Below are 19,681 nucleotides of genomic sequence, written 5' to 3'. Positions count from 1 at the left end.
GTCGCATCTGATTTCTCGTCAGTGAGTTTCGGTGACTTTGTTGAGATGGCGCGGCGCATCGGGATTGCGCCCGCGCGCGGCGGCAAGGCCGGCGGCCATCACGTAAAAGGACAGAATGGCGGCGATCGGATCGAGCGCCGCATGAGCGGTGGTAGCGAGTGGTAGCGTGGCTTCCGGCACCTCGGCCGGCGCCGCGAGCAGAACACGGGCGCCGCGTGCCTTCATGTCGCGCGCGAGTTGCAGCAAGCCGGCTTGCTCGGGTCCACGCGGTGCGAAGACCAGCAGAGGGTAGTCGCGGTCGATCAGTTCCATTGGACCGTGGCGCACTTCCGCGCTCGAAAACGCTTCGGCCTGAATGCCGGAGGTTTCCTTCAGTTTCAGCGCGGCTTCCTGCGCGATCGCAAGACCCAGACCACGGCCGATCACGATCATGCGCTCCACGCCGCGCAATTCCTCCACGGCATTCGACCAGTCGAGCTTGCCCGCTGCCCGCAGTGCTTCGGGCAGCGTCTTCAACGCCGCGAGCAGTTCGGCGTCGTTCTGCCAATGCGCGACGAGTTGCGCGGAAATCGACAGCATCGCGATATAGCTCTTCGTAGCCGCGACGCTCAGTTCCGGACCGGCGACGAGCGGCAACTCGAATTCACACGCGTCGGCCAGGGGTGAGCCCGACACGTTCACGGCGGCGACGGTCAACGCGCCCGCTTTGCGCAACGCTTCCATTGTGCCGACGAGGTCCGGGCTCTTGCCCGATTGCGAGAAGGCCAGCGCGAGCTGATCGCGCACCTGCAACGGCGCCTGTTGCAGCGTGGCGACCGACATCGGCAGCGAGGCGACCGGCACGCCGAGGCGGCTCATCGTCAGGCTGGCGAAGTAACTCGCGGCGTGATCGGAGCTGCCGCGCGCGACCGTCAGCGCGACATGACGCGGCTCTTCGGCGAGCTTCGCCGCCAACGCCTCGACGCGCGAGGTATCCGTGAGTTGCGCGGCGACCGTTTCAGCGGATGCCAGCGCCTCTTTAAGCATATTCGACAATTGCTTCTCCTTCGACGTAAGTCGCGCTCAACGCCAGTTCACGATCGAACACGACCACGTCTGCCCATGCGCCGCGCGCGATGCGGCCGCGGTCCTCGATGCCCAGGTAGTCGGCGGCGTAGCGCGACAAACGGTTCGATACATCGGCGATCGGCAAGCCGATCGATACAAGATTGCGCAGCGCCTGATCCATCGTCAGGGTGCTGCCGGCGAGCGTGCCGTCGGCGAGACGCACGCCGCCGAGGCACTTCGTCACATGCTGGCTGCCGAGGCGGTATTCGCCGTCGGGCATGCCGGTGGCCGAGGTGCTGTCCGTGACCACGTAGAGACGCGGAATCGCGCGCAATGCCGCGCGGATCGCACCCGGATGGACGTGCAGCAGATCGGGAATGATTTCCGCAAACTCGGCGTGCGCGAGCGCCGCGCCGACGAGACCGGGATTGCGATGGTGCAGCGGCGACATCGCGTTGAACAGGTGCGTGAAGCCGCAGGCGCCGTGCTTGAGCGCGGCGACGGCGTCGTCGTAGGTGCCGAGCGAATGACCCAGTTGCACACGCACGCCGCGCGCCGCCATCTCGGAGATGATCTCCATGTGGCCGGCAATCTCCGGCGCGAGCGTGACCACGCGAATCGGCGCGATGGACAGATACTTCAGCACTTCGTCCATCACCGCCGAAACCGCTGCGTCCGGTTGCGCGCCGAGCTTGCCGGGATTGATATACGGCCCTTCCAGATGCACGCCGAGCACGCGCGCGCCGCCCGGCGTGCGGATCCGCGCGTTGTGGCCGAGGCCCGCAACGACGCTCATCAGTTCGTCGCGCGGCGCGGTCATGGTGGTGGCGAGCAGGCTCGTCGTGCCGTAACGTGCATGCGTGCGAGTGATGGTTTCGATCGCGTTGTTGCCTTCCATCACGTCGGAACCGCCGCCGCCATGCACGTGCAAATCGATGAAGCCGGGCAGGATGTACGGCGCGTCGTTGGTCGACGGATCGGCTCGGTCGCCAGCGAGCGCCGTGATGCGGCCGTTTTCGTATTCGAGCGTGCCGTGAATCCACCCATCGGTGGTGAGTATGTTTCCGGTCAGCATGATTCTCTCTGGTGAGGCGTGATACGGGGCGTGACTGAATGGCGCCTGAGGGCGGCTGCGCACCTTGAGTTGCCGGCTTCGCGCGCTGCCTCGTCGAGCAGATCAGGTGCGCAATTCAGCGACAAAGTCGTAGTAATCGTCGCGGCAATACGTGTCGGTCAACTCGATTGCGCGCTGATCGGCGCTATAGCCGATACGGGTAATGACCAGCAGCGCCGAGCGCGGTTCGATATCCATCAATGCGGCGATCTCGCTCGAAGCGTTGACCGCGCGAAAGTGCTGCAACGCGCGCACGACAGCCGCGCCACGGTGTTCGAGATAGCTGTAAAGCGAATCGCCGATGGCTTGCGGGTCGGGCACGATCGCCGCCGGCAGCGCCGAATGCTCGACCGCCATGACGATGCCGTCCGCGCGCCGCAGCCGCCGCAGACTCGCCACCGCCGCGCCGGGCGACAGCCCGAGATGCACCAGTTCGTCACGGTTGGCGGCGCGGATATCGCGCTCGAGCCATACCGAATCCGGCCGGAAACCGCGCTGCTGCATCTTCTTCGTGAAACCGGTGAGCCGCGAGAGCGGGTCTTCGACGCGCGGCGTGATGAAACTGCCCGCGCCACGCGCGCGCCGGATCAGCCCTTGCTCGACCAGCAACTCGATCGCCTTGCGCGCCGTGATGCGCGACACGCCGATCGCGTCCGAAAGCGTGCGCTCCGAGGGCAGCGCTTCACCCGCCGACCACACGCCGCAATGAATCGCTGTCGCAAGATTGCGCGCGAGCTGCAAATAGAGCGGCGTGACGTTGCGGGCGTCAGGCATCAGTGCGGACCAGCGAGTTTCCATGGGACTCCGGCGGCCGTCGCGAAAAGGTAGGCCTACGAAAAATGAGAGCCCATTATATAACCAACATAATACCAGTCAATCGATTGGTTCCATGTTGGTACGGTAGCGCGCAAAGCCTTGCCGGATAAGGCTCGAAGGGGTATTTGCAAGGGTTGGAGAGAGGTTTTCGGGGCCCAGGATTTACCCGTACTCGTCGCTCGGAAGGCGACCAGGCGGTGCAAACATGCTCCTCACCCTGCCAGAACCAGAGCCGCCATCGATACCTTTTTAGTACCAGTTCAAGCAATCCCTTGCTGGGACGGCTTTTGCAAAGGAGGGCGTTCCAATATAGTGCTGGGTAGCAAGCCACAAAAATTCCCCCGGGGAGCAGCATTTGACCGATTCCGAGGCGCTGCGGCGCGCTCAGGCCGTCCGCCATTTCAACCGCTTCTACGCCCAGCACATTGGCGCACTCCACGAGCATCTGGCAAAGAGCGCGTTCTCACTGACAGAGGTGCGCGTGCTGCACGAACTCCACCGGGGGCGTGCGCAAACCGCCTCGGTGCTCGGGCGCGCTCTCGGCCTCGACAGCGGTTATCTCAGCCGCCTGTTGACCAGCTTCGAACGACGCAATCTGATCACGCGCCGCCCGTCCGAGACGGACGCGCGCCAGTCGCTGATCGCCCTCACGGACAATGGCCACGCTGCCTACGTGCCGCTCGATAACGCGGCGATCGAGGAGGTGTCGATGTTGCTCGCCGGCCTCTCGCCCCTCTCCCAGGATCAGCTGATCGCTGCGATGAAGGTGATCGAGCGGCTGCTCGGAACCGGGCCCACGCACGAACTCGTGATACTGCGCCAGCCGCGCGCAGGCGAATGCGGCTGGCTCGTGCATCGGCAGGCGCAGTGGTTCGCCGCGCAATACGGCTGGGATCAGTCGTTTGAAGGATTGCTCGCGCGAATCGTCGCCGATTACGCGCAACGCAACGATCCGGTACGGGAGATGTGCTGGGTGGCCGATCAGGAAGGCGTGGTGGTCGGCTCGGTGTGCGTCGTCGGTGTGTCGACGACGGTGGCGGGCGTGCGGCTTCTATGGGTCGAACCGGACGTGCAGCGTCTGGGCATTGGCACACAGTTGCTAAGCGAATGCACGCGCTTCGCGAAGCGCGCGGGCTACACGAAGCTCACGCTAACCACGGCTGCCTCGCTGGGACAACCGCGGCGTCTGTGCGAGCGCGCCGGCTTCAGGCTTGCCGGCGCGGCGGCTGAGCGCCGTTTCGGCAAGAACCTGACGATCGAGCGATGGGAGCTGGATCTGTAGAAAAGCGTCGCGGCTTAGAACGAAGGCACCACCGAACCCTTGAACTGCGTCTTGATGAATTGGCGCACGTCTTCCGACTGATAAGCGGCAACCAGCTTCCTGACCCACGGCTTGTCCTTGTCCTGCGTGCGCACGGCAATCAGGTTCGCGTACGGGCTATGCACGTCTTCGAGCGCGATCGCGTCTTTGGTCGGCTGCAGGCCGGCGGCCAACGCGAAGTTCGTGTTGATCGCGGCGGCGTCCACGTCCGACAGCGAGCGCGGCAATTGTGCGGCGTCGAGTTCGACCAGCTTGATCTTCTTCGGATTCTCGGCGACGTCGAGCGGCGTCGCGTTGTTGCCGTTCGTGCCGGCGCCGGCCTTCAGCTTGATCACGCCTTGCGTTTGCAGCAACAGCAGCGCGCGGTTTTCGTTCGACGGATCGTTCGGCACCGCGACCTTCGCGCCTTGCGGCAGATCCTTCAGCGACTTCAGCTTCTTCGAGTAGATGCCGAGCGGCGAAATGTACGTGAGGCCGACGTTGACGATCTTGTAGCCGCGCTGCTTGATCTGGCTGTCGAGGTACGGCTGATGCTGGAAGCTGTTGGCGTCGAGATCGCCCGCGTCGAGCGCGGCATTCGGCTGCACGTAGTCGTTGAATTCGACGACCTTCACGTTCAGGCCTTCGCGCTTCGCCACTTTCGTGACGACTTCCCAGATTTGCGCATCCGGGCCGCCGATGGTGCCGACCTTGATCACTTTGTCGTCGGCGTGCGCACCGAAGCTGGTGACGATCGCTGCGCCGGCGATGACTGCCGAGAGGGCTTTGAGGATGTTTCTGCGCTGCATGTGATTCTCGCTGTTTCTAATCGAAGGCTTTGTCGACGGCTTTATCGACAAGTCATCGATTTCTGATCGATGTCAGATTCGGGTGGAAGTGGGCGGCAAACATTGTTTTTGGCAATGCGTCGCCAACTGGACCGCAAATGGTCTCATACGCCCGGCGAGATGGGAAATACGACGATTGCATATGGTTATGCGCGTGGAACCGGGCGGGACCGCGTGCGCGCAGGAGCGGTACGCGGTGCGCAGTGGTCCTCCGCAGTGGTCCGCAGTGGTCAGAACGCGGTCCAGTCGTCGTCGGGCTGGGTGGCCTTGGCGGCCTCGGCCGCTGCGCGCGGCACGGCGGCCGGCTTCGCGCTCGCGACGGGCGTGGCCGAGGCCGGCGCAGAGACCGAAGCCGACGCGCCGGATGCCCTTGCTGACGCCGACAGCTTAGGCTCCGCGCGCGCCAATGCCGGCGCGGATTGCGATCCCGCGCCGATGTCGCGCGCTGCCGTCGCCTGAGTCACCGTCGCCTGAGTCACCGTCGCCTGGGTCACCGTCGCCTGGGTCACCGTCGCCGTCACTCTGCGCGCCGCCACCACAGCCGAACCCCGCGAGGCATCTTCCGCACCATTCACGCGAAACGCGTTCACCGCTTCACGCAGACGCCCCGCCTGATCCTGCAACGAAGCCGCCGCGGCCGCCGCCTGCTCGACGAGTGCTGCGTTTTGCTGCGTGACTTCGTCCATCTGCGTGACGGCGCGGCCAACCTGCGAAATGCCGCTGCTTTGTTCTTCGGATGCCGCAGCGATCTCGCCCATGATGTCGGTCACGCGCTGCACGGCTTGCAGAATCTCGCCCATCGTCGTGCCGGCCTGCTGCACGAGAGTCGAGCCGTTGTGCACGCGCTCCACCGACGCGCTGATCAACTGCTTGATCTCCTTGGCCGCCGTTCCCGAGCGCTGCGCGAGGCTGCGCACCTCGCCCGCGACGACGGCAAAACCGCGCCCCTGCTCACCGGCACGCGCAGCTTCGACGGCCGCGTTCAACGCAAGAATGTTGGTCTGAAAAGCAATGCCTTCGATCACGCCGATGATCTCCGCAATCTGCCGCGAGCTGTCATTGATCTCGCCCATCGTGCCGATCACGCGACTCACCACGTCGTTGCCGCGCGTCGCGATTTCGGACGCGTTATGCGCGAGTCCGCTCGCCTGCCGCGCGTTGTCGGCGTTCTGCTTGACCGTTGCGGTGAGCTCTTCCATGCTCGCCGCCGTTTCCTGCAGCGAAGCGGCCTGCTGCTCGGTGCGCTGTGACAGATCGCTGTTGCCCGCCGCAATCTGCTGCGTAGCCGACGCGATGGACTCCGCCGAGCGACGAATCTCACCGATGGTCCGCTGCAGCCGGTTCTGCATATCGTTCATGGCCGCCATCATGCTGGTCTTGTCGTGCGGACGAACGTCGACCACTTGGGTCAGATCGCCTTGCGCAATACTCGCCGCGAGCCGCGCCGCCTGGCCGGGCTCGCCGCCGAGACTCGCGCGCACGTTGCGGATGATCAGCAGCATCGCCAGCGAGATGATCGCGCCAATGACCAGCACGACGGCAAGGTGCCCAAGCAGCGTTTCGTAGTAGACGGTGTCGATGTCCTTGATGAACACGCCGCTCGTGATGTTCCAGTCCCACGGCGCGAAGTGCACCACGTAGCTGAGTTTCGGCACTGCCGTTTCGCTGTGCGGCAGGCGTCCGCGATACTGCGCGAAGCCGCGCCCGCTCGCCTTGGCCGCATCGACGATCGCCACGTACAGGAGCTTGCCGTCCGGATCCTTGAAGTCGCCAACCGCCTTGCCGGTCATTTGTGGCAGCGTGGGATGCATCAGCACGACCGGCTTCGAATCCATCACGAACAGATAGCCGGATTCGCCGTAACGCATGGCCGCGAGACGGGCGAGCGCTTCGCGCTGTACATCGGCCTCGCTCATTCTGCCGCTTTGCGAAAGCGCGTAATAGCCGCTCACGATACCTTGCGCCGCATCGACCAGATTCACCATGCCGGCCTTGCGCTCGGCCAGCATCGTGCTGCGCGTTTCGACCGCGCTCCACAGCCCGACACCCAGCAGGCCCAGCCAGACGAGCGCGAGCGACAGCCATAGTTTGCGATTCAAACTCATCCTGCTCATTGTTATGGTCTCTCTCGTGTGAGTCATATTCCGTTCGCGGTCGCAAGCACGCGTTGCGCGTTGCGCGTTGCGCGCAAACGATTGCTAGAGATATAACGGCACCACGGACGGCCGACTTGAGAGATGTTGTAAGGAAACCGTCGGCATGGCCCGGCGGCGTGCGGCAGGTTAATCATGCGCAATGAATCATGCTCTGACCGATAATCCAAGGCTCCGCCGCACGTTCTGGCGGCTCATTTCACTGCTCGAGAGAACAGCATGTACGTCATCGACCTCATCTACACCGCATCGCTCGATCGTATCGACGACGCACTGGAAGCGCATCGCGCGTTTCTGGCGCGACAGTTTGAAGCAGGCGTGTTCGTCGCCGCAGGACCGAAAGTGCCGCGCGACGGCGGCATCATTCTGGCAGTGCGGGTCGAGCGCGATAAGCTGGATGAGATTCTCGCCAGCGATCCGTTCGCGCAGCAAAACCTTGCGCGCTACGAGGTGACGGAATTCAAGACGACGCGGCTTGCGGCGGGATTCAATCTGCCGATTCCGGCTTGAGCGTGGTAAAGCGACGGACGTTGAAAGCGGACGCGTGATGTGACACGGCCCGCAAGGATCGGTGCATCAGTCGAGCAGCAGCTTGATATCGTGGACCCACGGCGTTGCGCCCTGGCCGTCGCGTGCGAAAAGACGCAGCTTGCCGTCCGTGTCGAACACGTAGCTCGCTGCCGTGTGGTCCATTGTGTAGCTGTCAGGTGTCTTGCCCGGCACCTTCGCGTAATAGACGCGGAAGTCTTTCGTGATCCTGGTGAGTTGCGCCTGATCGGCCGGACGCAAACCGACGAACGTCGGATTGAACGCCGGTACGTATTGCGCGAGCAAGGCCGGCGTATCACGCTCGGGGTCGACGGTGACGAACAGCACCTGCACGCGCTTCGCGTCTTCCGGGCCGAGTTGCTGCAACGCTTGTGAGAGCTCGGCCATCGTGGTCGGACAAACATCCGGGCAATGCGTGTAGCCGAAGAACAGCACCACCACCTTGCCTTTGTAGTCCGCCATTGTGCGGATGTGACCGGACGTGTCGGGCAACGAGAAGTTGCTCGCGAATTGCGTATTGCCAGTGATGTCGAGATTCTGGAACGCCGGCGGCTGCTTGCCGCAGCCCGCCACCAGCAAAGCGCCGCCGAGCGCGCAGGCCATCACAGCAGCACGCGCCGTACGCGCGAAGCGGTTTTTGAGCATGATATTACGCGCCGATCAGGACGCGCGCATAGTGGTCGATCAGCAGCGCCGCAAACAGCAGCGAGAGATAGACGATCGAATAGCGGAAAGTTTTGCGCGCCAGATCGTCCGAGTACTCCCGATAGATCTTCCACGCATAAGCAAGGAACACGGCGCCCAGCAGCACCGCCGCCGCGAGGTAGACCACGCCGCTCATGCCGGAGATGAAGGGCATCATGGTGACCGCGAACAGGATTACCGTGTACAGCAGAATATGCAGGCGCGTGTACTTCTCGCCGTGCGTGTTCGGCAGCATCGGCAGGCCGGCGTTTTCGTAGTCTTTGCGGCGATACAGCGCGAGCGCCCAGAAATGCGGCGGCGTCCACACGAAGATGATCAGCACCAGAATCCAGGCGTCGCCCGGCACATGGCCGGTGACCGCCGCCCAGCCGAGCGCCGGCGGCATGGCGCCCGAGGCGCCGCCGATCACGATGTTCTGCGGCGTGGCAGGCTTGAGCAGCAGCGTATAGATGACCGCATAGCCGACGAACGTGGCCAGTGTGAGCCACATGGTGAGCGGATTGGCGAACGTGTAGAGCGTCCACATGCCGAGGCCGCCGAGCACGGCCGAGAACAGCAGAATCTGTGCGGTGGTGATTTCGCCGCGCGCGGATGGACGCCACGAGGTGCGGCGCATCTTCGCGTCGATTTTCTGTTCGACGAGGCAATTGATGGCGAACGCCGCGCCGGCCAGCAACCAGATGCCGACCGTGCCGCCGATCAGCGGAGTCCAAGGCACCATGCCGGGCGTTGACAGGAACATGCCGATGACGGCGCAGAACACGGCGAGTTGCGTGACGCGCGGCTTCGTCAGGGCGATGTACTGGGAGACCCGGCTACCGGGCGTTTGGGAAAGTGTTGTGCTGTCCATGTGGAGTCACGCTGGCGCGGCATCGCGCGCAGGGAACACGGCGCGGCCGGGACGGCTATAAGCGATCCGAAAGTTTAACATAACGAGCAGAAGCAGCAGGATCGCGGCCCCACCGTTATGCGCCACCGCAATGGGCAACGGCCATTGCAGAACGATGTTCGACAGGCCTGTGATGAACTGGATCAGCACCACCAGCAGCACGCCGTTGGCCGGCCGCCGCAGCGACTCGAAGCGGCGCAGCTTCAGCGCCAGCCACACCAGATAAGCGACCACGACGATAGCGAACGTGCGGTGCGTCCAGTGAATCGCCACCAGCGCGTCCTGGGTGATCACGTCGCCGTCGCCGGTCATGCCGAGCGCGCGCCACAGGTGGAAGCCGTGTGCGAAGTCCATCGGCGGAATCCATTGGCCATTGCAGGTCGGGAAATCGGTGCATGCGAGCACCGCGTAGTTCGTGCTGACCCAGCCGCCCAGCGCAATTTGCGCGATCAGCAGCACCAGACCCGCGAGCGCGGCTGCGCGCCAGCGCGCGGCTTCGGGCTCGTATGCAGGCAACGGTGTCTGCCGCGCGGCCAGCCAGCCGAGCGTGCCCAACAGCGCGAGGCCGAGCAGCAAGTGCGTCGTCACGATGACTGGTTGCAACTTCATCGTCACGGTCCAGGCGCCGAACGCGCCTTGCACCAGAATCAGCAGCAACAGCGAGGTCGGCCACCACGGCGACACATGCAGTGGACGCCGCTTCACGCGCGCCGTCCAGGCGATGACGGTCTGCGCGATGATCAGCACACCGATCGCCATTGCGAAGTAACGGTGGATCATTTCGATCCAGGCCTTCGTCATGCTGACCGGTCCGGTCGGCATGGCCTGATGCGCGGCCGTGATCGCCGCGTGCGCGATGAACGGCGACGAAGTGCCGTAACAGCCTGGCCAGTCCGGACAGCCGAGCCCCGAATCGGTGAGCCGCGTGAAGCCGCCGAACATCACCAGATCGAGCGTGAGGAAGGTGGTGAGCCAGACCAGCTTGCGGAATTTGTTGTCGTCGGCCTTGACCCACACGTAGGACAACGGCAACAACGCGATACACAAGCCGATCAGGGCCAGTTGCAGTACGAACATCTCTCTTACCTAGGTTGCGGTATCAGCCGATACTCGACCATTTGAGCAGCTTGGTCACGTCGCCCTTGATCTTGCTGGGGTTCGGATCTTTCGGAAAACGCATCATCAGATTGCCGTTCGGATCGACCATGTAGATGTGGTCGGTGATTTTCGTGCCGTTCTCCGTAGGCAGCCACGCCGACACCTGCGCCGGATCGGCGATCATCATGTTGGTGTCGGGATAGGCCTTTTGTATCACGTCTGCCACGTTGCCTGCATCGGTGCGTAACCACACTTCCACGACGCGCTCGCGTTCCGGGCCCTGAGCTGCGCGGATTTGTCGCATGAAGTAGAGCTTGGTGACGCATGCCTTGTCGCATGTGCTGTTGTCTACCGAGATCAACAGCCAGCGGCCGCGCAGCGTGGCGAACTTGACGGGCTTGCCGTCTTCGCCCGTGACCGCGAGCGAATCGGGAATCGGGCGTTGCGGTTCGACCAGGGTGCCGTAGCTCGTGCTACCGCCTGTCGGCTTGATCACGTAGTACGTGAAATACGACACGGCGATCGGCGCGGCGCAGATGATCGCGAGCAGCAGCAGAATCCATCGGCCGCGCTCCCACGAGCCTTTGCCGTTGGGTTGGCCGGGCATGACTTTGGGTGCTGCGGGTTTGCCGGCTTGCGGCGAACGGGGAGATTGCGTCGACACTTCTGGACCTCTTTCAGTGATTGCGCGGCTTCGCGGCCCAGCTCTGGCCGCGAAGCCGCATGTGCTGCGTTATACGCCCTGCGCGTGCTCTTTCTTCGCGGCGCGGCGTGCGGCATACAGGCCGAAGACCAGCGCCGCGGCCGCCATGCCCCACCACTGGAACATGTAGCCATAGTTACGCTCGACACCGTTGGTGGGTGCGGGCCAGTCGCGCACCAGTTTGTCGCCGTCGTCGCTCAATTGCTGAATCACGAAAGATTGCAACGGAAAGCCGGTTTCCGAGGCGTATGCGGCAGTATCCAGATTCTGGCGGATCAGTTGATGCTCGGCTGAACCGCCCTGCCCCAACTCGAAGGCGCGCGACGCGTCCGCCCGTGCAATGCCCTCGATCTCGATTTCGCCTTGCGGCGTTGTGTACGGCGCGATGGTCTCGCGATTGTTCATGTTGCGCGGCAGCCAGCCGCGATTGACCAGCACGTAGCCGCCGTCGGCCAGTTTAAAAGGCATCACGACGTAAAAGCCCGGCTGGTCGTTATACGGGCGATTATCGAGGTAGACGACTTTATCCGCGACGAAACTGCCGCGCGCCTTCACGCGATGAAACTCGATGTCCTTCAGTTCGACCGGCGCGGCGCTCACCGGCTGCGCGGGCGCGTTCTCGAACTGCGTGATGTGCGCTTCGAGCGCTTCCTTCTGATGCGCGCGGTCGCGCTGCCAGAAACCCAGCCGCACCGTCACGACGATCACCAGCAGAATCAACAGCGCGGGCACGAGGCGAATCTTCATCGGGCACGCTCCGGGGCCACTCGTGGCGTTACGGGGGACGTGCGGCAAACGCCGGCGCGCGGTGCGATAATAAACGTCTTGCCTCTGCGCTTCCTGATTACAGCTGGTTCCATGCACATTCTCGTTCCCATCGCCTTCGTCCTGATCATCGCCAGCATGGTGTCGGCGCTGTACTTCATGATGCATGACAAGGGCAAAACCAAGCGGATGGTCTGGTCGCTCGCCACGCGGGTGGGCCTGTCGATCTCGCTGTTCCTGTTCATCCTGTTCGCTCACTGGATGGGCTGGATTCAGTCGACCGGTATTCCCTACGGGCGCTGAGCCCGGCGGAACCCTCTCCACGCCGCCAAACAAAACGCCGCCCTGACAGGGTCGAGGGCGGCGCTGCATAAGTCTTGCATACTGCTCGTGCGCCGCGTCCCGAAGGACGTTGCGCGATTGGCCTGCACATTCTCCGGGTTGCCGGTCGGCGCAGGCCAGACTGCGTTACAGCCAGTACACGACGACGTACAGCCCGAGCCACACGACGTCCACAAAGTGCCAATACCAGGCCGCGCCTTCGAATGCGAAGTGATGGTCCGCCGTGAAGTGACCGCGGATCATGCGCACCAGCACGACTGCCAGCATCGTGCCGCCGAGGAACACGTGGAAGCCGTGAAAGCCCGTCAACAGGAAGAACGTCGAACCATACACGCCCGACGACAGCGTCAGATTCAGTTCGTTATAGGCGTGGAAGTATTCAAAGCCTTGCAGGAACAGGAAGCAAACGCCGAGCACGAGCGTTGCGGCCAACCAGATGATCGCCTTCTTGCGATGATTCTCACGCAGCGCGTGGTGCGATACCGTCAGCGTCGCGCCCGAGGAAAGCAGCAGCGCGGTGTTGATGGTCGGCACCGGCCACGGTTGCATCGACTTGAAGGTCGAGACCAGCGCTGCCGGACCGTTGTTCGGCCACACTGCCGAGAAGTCCGGCCAGATCAGTTTGTAATCCAGGCTGCCCAATTGATGCAGCGCGATTTCACGCGCATAGAACAGCGCGCCGAAGAACGCACCGAAGAACATCACTTCGGAGAAGATAAACCAGCTCATGCTCCAACGGTACGACTTGTCGACGTTCTTGCCGTACATGCCGCCTTCCGACTCGGCGATCGCGTCGCCGAACCAGTGCCACAACGTAAAGAGCAGCCACAACAAACCGGCGACAACGCCGATCGGCGCCCAGTCATGTTCGTTGATCCAGGCCGCAAGCGATCCGAGCATGACCAGCAACCCAGCAGCGGCGCTGATCGGATGCCGCGACGGATGCGGTACGAAATAGTACGGGCTCTCGTTTTGACCGCTCATTCTTGATTCTCCACTTCAGTCCAGTTGTTCCGGAATCTCCGGCTGTATCTTCGGCGGCGCGTCGATACCGCACCGCTTCTCTCTAATTCCTGGGCGCTGCTTCGCCCGATTCTACGTGTGCGCGAGGTGATTCAGCCTACTACGGCTCGTACGATCAGAATCAGCACCACGATAAAAATTGCCGCGCAGATCAACGCTGCCGCGATCACGTGCAACGGGTTCAGTTGCGTGGCGTCCGCCTCCAGATCGCGGCGCCTGCGCACCCCGAAAAACGACCAGAACACCGCGCGCATGGACTGGCCAAAACTGCTTCTGCGCGGGCTGCCGCCGTTGTCACTCATCTTGTTTCGTCTTCCTTCGTCGGCGGCGCGAGCCGTCAGGCGGGATTGGCGGCGGTAGCCGCCGTGTTTGCCGTGGGCGCCGCGCTTCCGGCTGTCGCTGCCACTGGCGTATTCAATTCAAAAAACGTGTACGACAACGTGATCGTTTTCACGTCCTTCGGCAGCTTCGGATCCACCACGAACACCACCGGCATCCGCTTCGTCTGATTCGCCGTCAAGGTCTGCTGCGTAAAGCAAAAACACTCGATCTTCCTGAAGTACTCGGTTGCCTGCTTCGGCGCGTAGCTCGGAATGGCTTGCGCCTGAATCGTGCGCGCCTGTTCGTTGCTCACCTCGTACATCACCGTCGTCACTTCGCCCGGATGCACGTCGAGACTGCGCTGCTCCGGCTTGAACCCCAACGGGCCGCGCGCGTTCGCATCGAATTCGATCGAAATCGTGCGGCTCATGTCGACCTGCGTGTTCTTCGCCTCGCGCGCCGTAGCATCACGCTGCACAAGGTTGTTGATGCCCGTGATCTGGCAGATCGCGCGGTACATCGGCACCAGAGCGAAGCCGAAGCCAAACATCATCAAGGCGACGATGAACAGCTTGATCAGCATCGAACGGTTAAAAGAACGGTCGGCCTGAGCCGGTGGTTGCGTCGCCATCTCAATCCTCAACAAACCTGCAAACAGACTTGAACCGCCCCGTCAGGAGAACCACTTCTGATGAATGATGACGCTCGCGAAAAAGACCGCGGCGATCACGAACATCACGAAACCGATCCGCCGGTTGCCCGCGCGAATCTGCTCGGGCGTACGTCTTTCTTGAGGATTGCGCGCCATGCTCGACTTTCTGAATACGTTTCGTGACTACGGGTGCCGCCACCACTTTCGTGGCTGCCGACTCCGGCGGCGAACTGCTGCGCCACCTGAGCCGGCACCCCCACCGTACGCCAATTACTCGACGGTCGGCGGGTTTTCGAACGTGTGGAACGGAGCCGGGCTCGGCACGGTCCATTCGAGGCCCGTTGCGCCGTCCCACGGCTTGTCGCCAGCCTTTTCGAGTTCGCCGCCGCCACGGTAGGCCGGCAGTGCAACCGCGAACAGGAAGTAGACCTGCGCCAGACCGAAGCCGAATGCGCCGATCGTGATGACCTGGTTCCAGTCCGTGAATTGTGCCGGGTAGTCAGCGTAACGACGCGGCATACCTGCGAGGCCAACGAAGTGCATGGGCAGGAACGCGAGGTTGAAGAAGAACATCGAGGCCCAGAAGTGAATCTTGCCGCGCGTTTCGTTGTACATCCAGCCGGTCCACTTCGGCGCCCAGTAATACCAGCCGGCGAACAGCGCGAAGAGCGAGCCCGCCACCAGCACATAGTGGAAGTGCGCCACCACGAAATAAGTACCGTGATACTGGATGTCGAGCGGCGCCATAGCCAGCATCAGACCGGACAGGCCGCCGAACGTGAACACCAGCAGGAAGCCGACCGCGAACAGCATAGGCGTTTCGAAGCTCAGCGAACCGCGCCACATCGTCGCGACCCAGTTGAACACCTTCACGCCCGTCGGCACGGCGATCAGCATGGTGGCGTACATGAAGAACAGTTGGCCCGTCACCGGCATGCCGGTGGCGAACATATGGTGAGCCCAGACCATGAACGACAGAATCGCGATCGACGAGGTTGCGTACACCATCGAGCTATAGCCGAACAGCGGCTTGCGCGCGAACGCCGGAATCACCTGCGAGACGATCCCGAACGCCGGCAAGATCATGATGTACACCTCGGGGTGCCCGAAGAACCAGAAGATGTGCTGGTACATGACCGGGTCGCCGCCGCCTGCCGCGTTGAAGAACGACGTGCCGAAGTGACGGTCGAACAGCACCATGGTGATCGCGCCTGCCAGAACCGGCATCACGGCGATCAGCAGGTACGCGGTGATCAGCCACGTCCAGACGAACATCGGCATCTTCATCAGCGTGAGGCCGGGTGCGCGCATGTTCAGAATCGTCACGACGATGTTGATCCCGCCCATGATCGACGAAGCGCCCATCAGGTGGACCGCGAAAATCGCGAAGTCCATGCCCGGGCCCATTTGCGTGGACAGCGGCGCGTAGAGCGTCCAGCCCGCGGCGGTCGCGCCGCCCGGTGCGAAGAACGAACCGACCAGCAGAACAGCCGCCACCGGCAGAAGCCAGAAACTGAAGTTGTTCATGCGGGCGAAAGCCATGTCCGATGCGCCGATCTGCAGCGGCACCATCCAGTTCGCGAAGCCGACGAAAGCCGGCATGATCGCGCCGAACACCATAATCAGGCCGTGCATGGTGGTCAACTGGTTGAAGAACTCGGGACGCATGATCTGCAAGCCCGGCTCGAACAGTTCGGCACGGATCATCAGCGCCATCACGCCCCCGGAGAGGAACATGGTGAACGAGAAGATCAGGTACAGCGTACCGATGTCCTTGTGATTGGTTGCGAACAGCCAACGGCGCCAGCCATGCGGCGTTTCGTGGGCATGGTCGCCGTGCACGTGCTCGTGGCCCGCGACTACATCGTGTCCGATGCTAGACATGACAATCTCCTAAAGCGAATACTGCGGTGCTGACCATGAACACGTCAGGCAGCCGGGCTGATCTGAACACGCCGGGCTTCTTTCGCGTCACTGCCGCCCGTGATCGTTTCCGGCTTCTTCAAAATAATATGATCTTCGGCAATGCCGGCCGCTTTCAAAGCGTCGCGCACGGCTTCTGCACGGCTCTTCGCGAGTTTCGCGTTGAGGTCCGCGGAGCCGCTGGCGTCGGTGAAGCCCGACAGCGTGAATTTCGCGTCCGGATGCGCCTTCGCGTAGGCCGCAGCCGCCTCGACTGCCGCTTTCGCGTCGGCCGGCAGCGTGCTCTTGCCGGTGTCGAAGTAGATGCTGGCCGGAAGCGTTGCCAGCGATGCCGCGCTGTCCGAACCGGCCGCTGCCGTTTCCGCACCCGAAGCGCCCGAAGCCGCCCCGGCGCCGCTCGCTGCTGCGCCAGCATCGGCCAGATGGTTGCCGCCTTCGGGCAGCTTGCCGTTACGCGCGTCCGCAACCTGCTTCGGCTGGAGAATGTCGCCGGTGTGGTTGCCCCACGAATTACGTTCGTACGTGATGACCGAGGCGATTTCGACGTCGTTCAGCGTAGGCGCCCACGAAGGCATCGCGTTCTTGCCCTTCAGCACCAGGCTGACGTGCTCGGCAATCGCGCCGTTGGCGATCTTGCTGCCGTCGAGCGCCGGAAATGCGCCCGCGCCCTTGCCGGTCGGCTGGTGGCAGACCGCGCAGTTCGCCGCGTACACCTTGCCGCCGCGTTCCATCAACTCGGCCATTGTGTAGGTCTTGTTCGGATCGTCCTGGCCGGCGGCCATTTTCTTCTTCTGCGCGTCGACCCACTGAGCGTAGTCGTCGGCGGACAGCACTTCGACCACCACCGGCATGAACGCGTGTTCCTTGCCGCACAGTTCGGTACAGAAGCCGCGGAACGTGCCGACCTTCTCAGCCTTGAACCACGTATCGCGCACGAAACCCGGGATCGCGTCCTGCTTCACGCCGAAAGCCGGCACGTACCAGGAGTGGACCACGTCGTTCGCGGTGGTGATGATGCGGATTTTCTTGTCGACCGGGACAACAAGCGGATTGTCGACTTCCTGCAGGTATGTGGTGGAGATCGGCTGGCGACCGTCGGTTTCCGCACGCGGCGTGGCCAGCGTGGACAGGAAGCTGATGCCTTCGCCCGGGCCCTTCACGTAGTCATAGCCCCATTTCCACTGGTAGCCGGTGACCTTGATGGTGACGTCGGCATTAGTGGTGTCCTTCATCGCGACGACGGTCTTGGTGGCGGGCAGCGCCATCAGGACGACGATGATGAACGGCACGATCGTCCAGATGATTTCGACGGTAGTGCTTTCGTGGAAATTCGAAGCCTTATGGCCTTTCGATTTGCGGTGGGCAAAGATCGAATAGAACATCACGGCGAACACGCCGACGAAAATCACCGTGCAAAGCACCAGCATCAACATGTGGAGGCTGAAGAGCTCCTCAGCGATTTTCGTCGCAGGCGGCTGGAGATTGATCTCGTTGACGGCAGGGCCGCCCGGAACATCGCCCACTGCCAGGGCGGCACCGGCGAAAAGCAGTCCGCTCATCGCCAGCACGCCCATGAGGGCTCGCTTGATTGTTTTCATAGCTTCCTTACCCAAAATTTCCATTCAAACCCTCGACCCCGCTGGCAGGTTGCTCGCGCTCCCCGTGAACGCCGCGCCTCTCAACACGTCTAACAACGTGTGAGCCACATACGCAATTCGCCTGCGAACTGCGCGCGCCGATACTGCGCGAGATGTTGCCCGATCATGATCGTCTGGCCGCGCGAGACCAGTTTGATCCGGTCACGCGGCGTTGCGCCCGCCTCGATCCGCACCCAGCGCGGATTGAACTCGAACTGCGTGAGCTGCTCGGCACTGACCTGCTCGATGACAAGCCGGTTCTGAAACAACCGGATGCGCTCGTAATCCACAGCATGACGCGCATATATGGCAAACGCGATGCCTACCGCCAGCAATTCGATACCGGTGAACGGCAACACCAGCCAGGCGCCGACCAGAACCAGCATGAAAGCAACTGCCAGCGAGAAAAACGCAAGCGACACGTAGAAACATACGAACTGCCGCGGCGATATCGAACAGTTGCGTTTCATCGTCCAGTCTTTGAGAACTGGTTCTGAATCCGCCAGCAGATCTGATGCTTCCATCGCTGCCTCCCGCGAATCGCCGCGCGCGGTCATTGCTTGCGACCGCTATTCTGGCCGCGCGACCACCGCCGCGTCATCTTATCTTGCTGCCCTGTGCCTCGGGCCTGCCGCCCCAAATGTGGGAACTCCGGGCGACAAACTGACGCATTATAGGCGCGATCCATAGCATCCACAAGCAAGCCCCGATTCGCCCACAAGCCAGGCGTGACAAGCCTCCGCGCGGTTTTGACGCACCTTTTGCGGGTCTTTTGAAGCGCTAATTTCAGACATAACAGATGCCGTCTTTACCGCCTCGTTGATTCCTCAACGATTCCTTGCCGAACCTCGCCCGATGTCCTCGATCCGCACGATCCCGTGACCTTCCGCCGTGGTGCGCGGCACGGCTTTCCATGCGTGTCCGTAGATCACTTCGAAGGTCAGCGCGATCGTGCCGTCGGCACGCCGGCGGGCTTCGAGGGCCGTCAGCAAAGCCTTGTGCAGCCTGCGCGCGGCGGCGCCCGACGACGCTTCGCGCTCGAACGGATAGGCGCCCCAGCGGCGCACGTCGGCGAGCAGCGATTCGGGAGACTTATAGGTAATGGTCAAGACTTCCTGGTCCATCACGGGTATCTCGAAGCCACTTTCGACCAGCATATCGCCGAGGTCATGCATGTCGACAAAGTCGATCACATGCTTGCGCGAGGCAACCCCGTGCGCGGCCTCGACTTCGGCATAGGCGCCGCGCAGCTCCTTGAGCGAGTCGGGACCGAGCGTGCTGAACATTAGCAGGCCGTTGACCTTCAGCACACGCTGCCACTCGGGAAACACGAGGTCGGGCCGCGAATGCCAGTGCAGCGCCAGATTGGACCAGATGAATTCGAAAGCGCCGGCCGCGAACGGCAGCGCCGAAAAGTCGGCTTGCGCGAAGCGCGGTCCGCGAGCGCCGAGCGCCTTGCCGAGCGTGGCCGGCAGAAAGCGCCGCCAGCTCGTGTCGCCGGAATCGTGCTGCAGCGCGCGCGCGAGCATGCCGTGCGACAGGTCGGAGCCGAACACCGGCGCCTCGGGAAAGCGCTCGCGCAAAGCGGGAATGTCTTCGCCCATGCCACAGCCAGCGTCGAGCACGCTCGACGGCGTGACCTTGATGTAGTCGAGACGCTCGCGCATGCGCTGCGCGATTTCGCGCGGCAGGAACGCGACGTCCCCGAAGGTCGCTGCGCGGCGGTCGAAGATCCGCCGGAGGCGCTGGGAATCATAGGCCGGACGGCTTGATTGAGCGGGAGTTGGGGACATGAG

The 19,681-nt window shown here is 62.9% G+C and carries 21 protein-coding genes; 3 read left to right on the top strand and 18 right to left on the bottom strand.

The window, feature by feature from the left end; genetic code table 11:
• Nucleotides 1-18 precede the first annotated feature (18 nt).
• The 3 genes from PDMSB3_RS01830 to PDMSB3_RS01820 all read right to left on the bottom strand — a co-directional run bounded on the left by PDMSB3_RS01830 (nucleotide 19) and on the right by PDMSB3_RS01820 (nucleotide 2,959).
• Nucleotides 19-1,026: an SIS domain-containing protein gene (locus PDMSB3_RS01830; protein ID WP_035517724.1), complete on the bottom strand. Its 1,008-nt coding sequence runs from the start codon at nucleotides 1,024-1,026 to the stop codon at nucleotides 19-21.
• On the bottom strand, nucleotides 1,019-2,122 hold the full coding sequence (gene nagA / locus PDMSB3_RS01825) for an N-acetylglucosamine-6-phosphate deacetylase (RefSeq protein ID WP_165184379.1): 1,104 nt from the start codon (nucleotides 2,120-2,122) through the stop codon (nucleotides 1,019-1,021). Before nagA ends, PDMSB3_RS01830 begins: the two co-directional genes overlap by 8 nt.
• Nucleotides 2,123-2,224: 102 nt before the next feature.
• On the bottom strand, nucleotides 2,225-2,959 hold the full coding sequence (locus tag PDMSB3_RS01820; protein WP_007179442.1) for a GntR family transcriptional regulator: 735 nt from the start codon (nucleotides 2,957-2,959) through the stop codon (nucleotides 2,225-2,227).
• Nucleotides 2,960-3,332: 373 nt separating this feature from the next.
• On the opposite strand from PDMSB3_RS01820, the gene PDMSB3_RS01815 reads away from it, so the two are divergent.
• The gene (locus PDMSB3_RS01815; protein WP_007179443.1) at nucleotides 3,333-4,259 is read left to right on the top strand and encodes a bifunctional helix-turn-helix transcriptional regulator/GNAT family N-acetyltransferase; all 927 of its coding nucleotides are present in this window, start codon (nucleotides 3,333-3,335) and stop codon (nucleotides 4,257-4,259) included.
• A gap of 14 nt (nucleotides 4,260-4,273) precedes the next feature.
• On the opposite strand, the gene PDMSB3_RS01810 is transcribed toward PDMSB3_RS01815, so the two are convergent.
• The gene (locus PDMSB3_RS01810; RefSeq protein ID WP_007179444.1) at nucleotides 4,274-5,086 is read right to left on the bottom strand and encodes a MetQ/NlpA family ABC transporter substrate-binding protein; all 813 of its coding nucleotides are present in this window, start codon (nucleotides 5,084-5,086) and stop codon (nucleotides 4,274-4,276) included.
• A gap of 269 nt (nucleotides 5,087-5,355) precedes the next feature.
• The gene (locus tag PDMSB3_RS01805) at nucleotides 5,356-7,239 is read right to left on the bottom strand and encodes a methyl-accepting chemotaxis protein (protein WP_007179445.1); all 1,884 of its coding nucleotides are present in this window, start codon (nucleotides 7,237-7,239) and stop codon (nucleotides 5,356-5,358) included.
• A gap of 258 nt (nucleotides 7,240-7,497) precedes the next feature.
• On the opposite strand from PDMSB3_RS01805, the gene PDMSB3_RS01800 reads away from it, so the two are divergent.
• On the top strand, nucleotides 7,498-7,788 hold the full coding sequence (locus PDMSB3_RS01800; protein ID WP_007179446.1) for a YciI family protein: 291 nt from the start codon (nucleotides 7,498-7,500) through the stop codon (nucleotides 7,786-7,788).
• 66 nt (nucleotides 7,789-7,854) lie between these two features.
• On the opposite strand, the gene PDMSB3_RS01795 is transcribed toward PDMSB3_RS01800, so the two are convergent.
• The 5 genes from PDMSB3_RS01795 to PDMSB3_RS01775 all read right to left on the bottom strand — a co-directional run bounded on the left by PDMSB3_RS01795 (nucleotide 7,855) and on the right by PDMSB3_RS01775 (nucleotide 11,969).
• Entirely contained in the window at nucleotides 7,855-8,472 is a 618-nt protein-coding gene (locus tag PDMSB3_RS01795) for an SCO family protein (RefSeq protein WP_007179447.1), read from the bottom strand.
• Between the two features lie 4 nt (nucleotides 8,473-8,476).
• The gene (gene cyoE, locus PDMSB3_RS01790) at nucleotides 8,477-9,382 is read right to left on the bottom strand and encodes a heme o synthase (RefSeq protein ID WP_007179448.1); all 906 of its coding nucleotides are present in this window, start codon (nucleotides 9,380-9,382) and stop codon (nucleotides 8,477-8,479) included.
• A gap of 6 nt (nucleotides 9,383-9,388) precedes the next feature.
• Nucleotides 9,389-10,498: a COX15/CtaA family protein gene (locus PDMSB3_RS01785; RefSeq protein ID WP_007179449.1), complete on the bottom strand. Its 1,110-nt coding sequence runs from the start codon at nucleotides 10,496-10,498 to the stop codon at nucleotides 9,389-9,391.
• Nucleotides 10,499-10,520: 22 nt separating this feature from the next.
• Complete coding sequence (locus PDMSB3_RS01780; protein ID WP_007179450.1) at nucleotides 10,521-11,183, bottom strand: SCO family protein; 663 nt, start codon at nucleotides 11,181-11,183, stop codon at nucleotides 10,521-10,523.
• A 69-nt stretch (nucleotides 11,184-11,252) separates the two neighbouring features.
• Nucleotides 11,253-11,969, bottom strand: a complete 717-nt coding sequence (locus PDMSB3_RS01775) for an SURF1 family protein (protein WP_165184376.1) — start codon at nucleotides 11,967-11,969, stop codon at nucleotides 11,253-11,255.
• Nucleotides 11,970-12,080: 111 nt separating this feature from the next.
• Here PDMSB3_RS01775 and PDMSB3_RS01770 point away from each other — a divergent pair, with 111 nt between their 5' ends.
• Nucleotides 12,081-12,290 carry a twin transmembrane helix small protein gene (locus PDMSB3_RS01770; protein WP_007179452.1) on the top strand — a complete coding sequence of 70 codons (210 nt, stop codon included), beginning with the start codon at nucleotides 12,081-12,083 and terminating at the stop codon, nucleotides 12,288-12,290.
• 165 nt (nucleotides 12,291-12,455) lie between these two features.
• Here PDMSB3_RS01770 and PDMSB3_RS01765 read toward each other — a convergent pair whose 3' ends face one another.
• The 8 genes from PDMSB3_RS01765 to PDMSB3_RS01735 all read right to left on the bottom strand — a co-directional run bounded on the left by PDMSB3_RS01765 (nucleotide 12,456) and on the right by PDMSB3_RS01735 (nucleotide 19,678).
• Nucleotides 12,456-13,313, bottom strand: coding sequence for a cytochrome c oxidase subunit 3 (locus PDMSB3_RS01765; protein WP_007179453.1), 858 nt, complete (start codon nucleotides 13,311-13,313; stop codon nucleotides 12,456-12,458).
• A gap of 131 nt (nucleotides 13,314-13,444) precedes the next feature.
• Nucleotides 13,445-13,654, bottom strand: coding sequence for a DUF2970 domain-containing protein (locus tag PDMSB3_RS01760; protein ID WP_007179454.1), 210 nt, complete (start codon nucleotides 13,652-13,654; stop codon nucleotides 13,445-13,447).
• 35 nt (nucleotides 13,655-13,689) lie between these two features.
• Nucleotides 13,690-14,304 carry a cytochrome c oxidase assembly protein gene (locus tag PDMSB3_RS01755; protein ID WP_007179455.1) on the bottom strand — a complete coding sequence of 205 codons (615 nt, stop codon included), beginning with the start codon at nucleotides 14,302-14,304 and terminating at the stop codon, nucleotides 13,690-13,692.
• Between the two features lie 42 nt (nucleotides 14,305-14,346).
• Complete coding sequence (locus PDMSB3_RS37730; protein ID WP_007179456.1) at nucleotides 14,347-14,481, bottom strand: cytochrome oxidase small assembly protein; 135 nt, start codon at nucleotides 14,479-14,481, stop codon at nucleotides 14,347-14,349.
• Nucleotides 14,482-14,595: 114 nt separating this feature from the next.
• On the bottom strand, nucleotides 14,596-16,209 hold the full coding sequence (gene ctaD, locus PDMSB3_RS01750) for a cytochrome c oxidase subunit I (RefSeq protein ID WP_007179457.1): 1,614 nt from the start codon (nucleotides 16,207-16,209) through the stop codon (nucleotides 14,596-14,598).
• A 44-nt stretch (nucleotides 16,210-16,253) separates the two neighbouring features.
• Nucleotides 16,254-17,870 (bottom strand): cytochrome c oxidase subunit II, encoded by a 1,617-nt coding sequence (coxB, locus tag PDMSB3_RS01745; RefSeq protein ID WP_007179458.1) that lies wholly within the window; start codon nucleotides 17,868-17,870, stop codon nucleotides 16,254-16,256.
• Between the two features lie 65 nt (nucleotides 17,871-17,935).
• Entirely contained in the window at nucleotides 17,936-18,409 is a 474-nt protein-coding gene (locus tag PDMSB3_RS01740; RefSeq protein ID WP_007179459.1) for a DUF2244 domain-containing protein, read from the bottom strand.
• Nucleotides 18,410-18,712: 303 nt separating this feature from the next.
• Nucleotides 18,713-19,678 carry a methyltransferase domain-containing protein gene (locus PDMSB3_RS01735; protein WP_165184374.1) on the bottom strand — a complete coding sequence of 322 codons (966 nt, stop codon included), beginning with the start codon at nucleotides 19,676-19,678 and terminating at the stop codon, nucleotides 18,713-18,715.
• Between the last annotated feature and the right edge of the window lie 3 nt (nucleotides 19,679-19,681).

The organism is Paraburkholderia dioscoreae, from assembly GCF_902459535.1.
GTDB lineage: Bacteria > Pseudomonadota > Gammaproteobacteria > Burkholderiales > Burkholderiaceae > Paraburkholderia > Paraburkholderia dioscoreae.
This window is presented reverse-complemented; position numbering and strand designations above follow the sequence as displayed.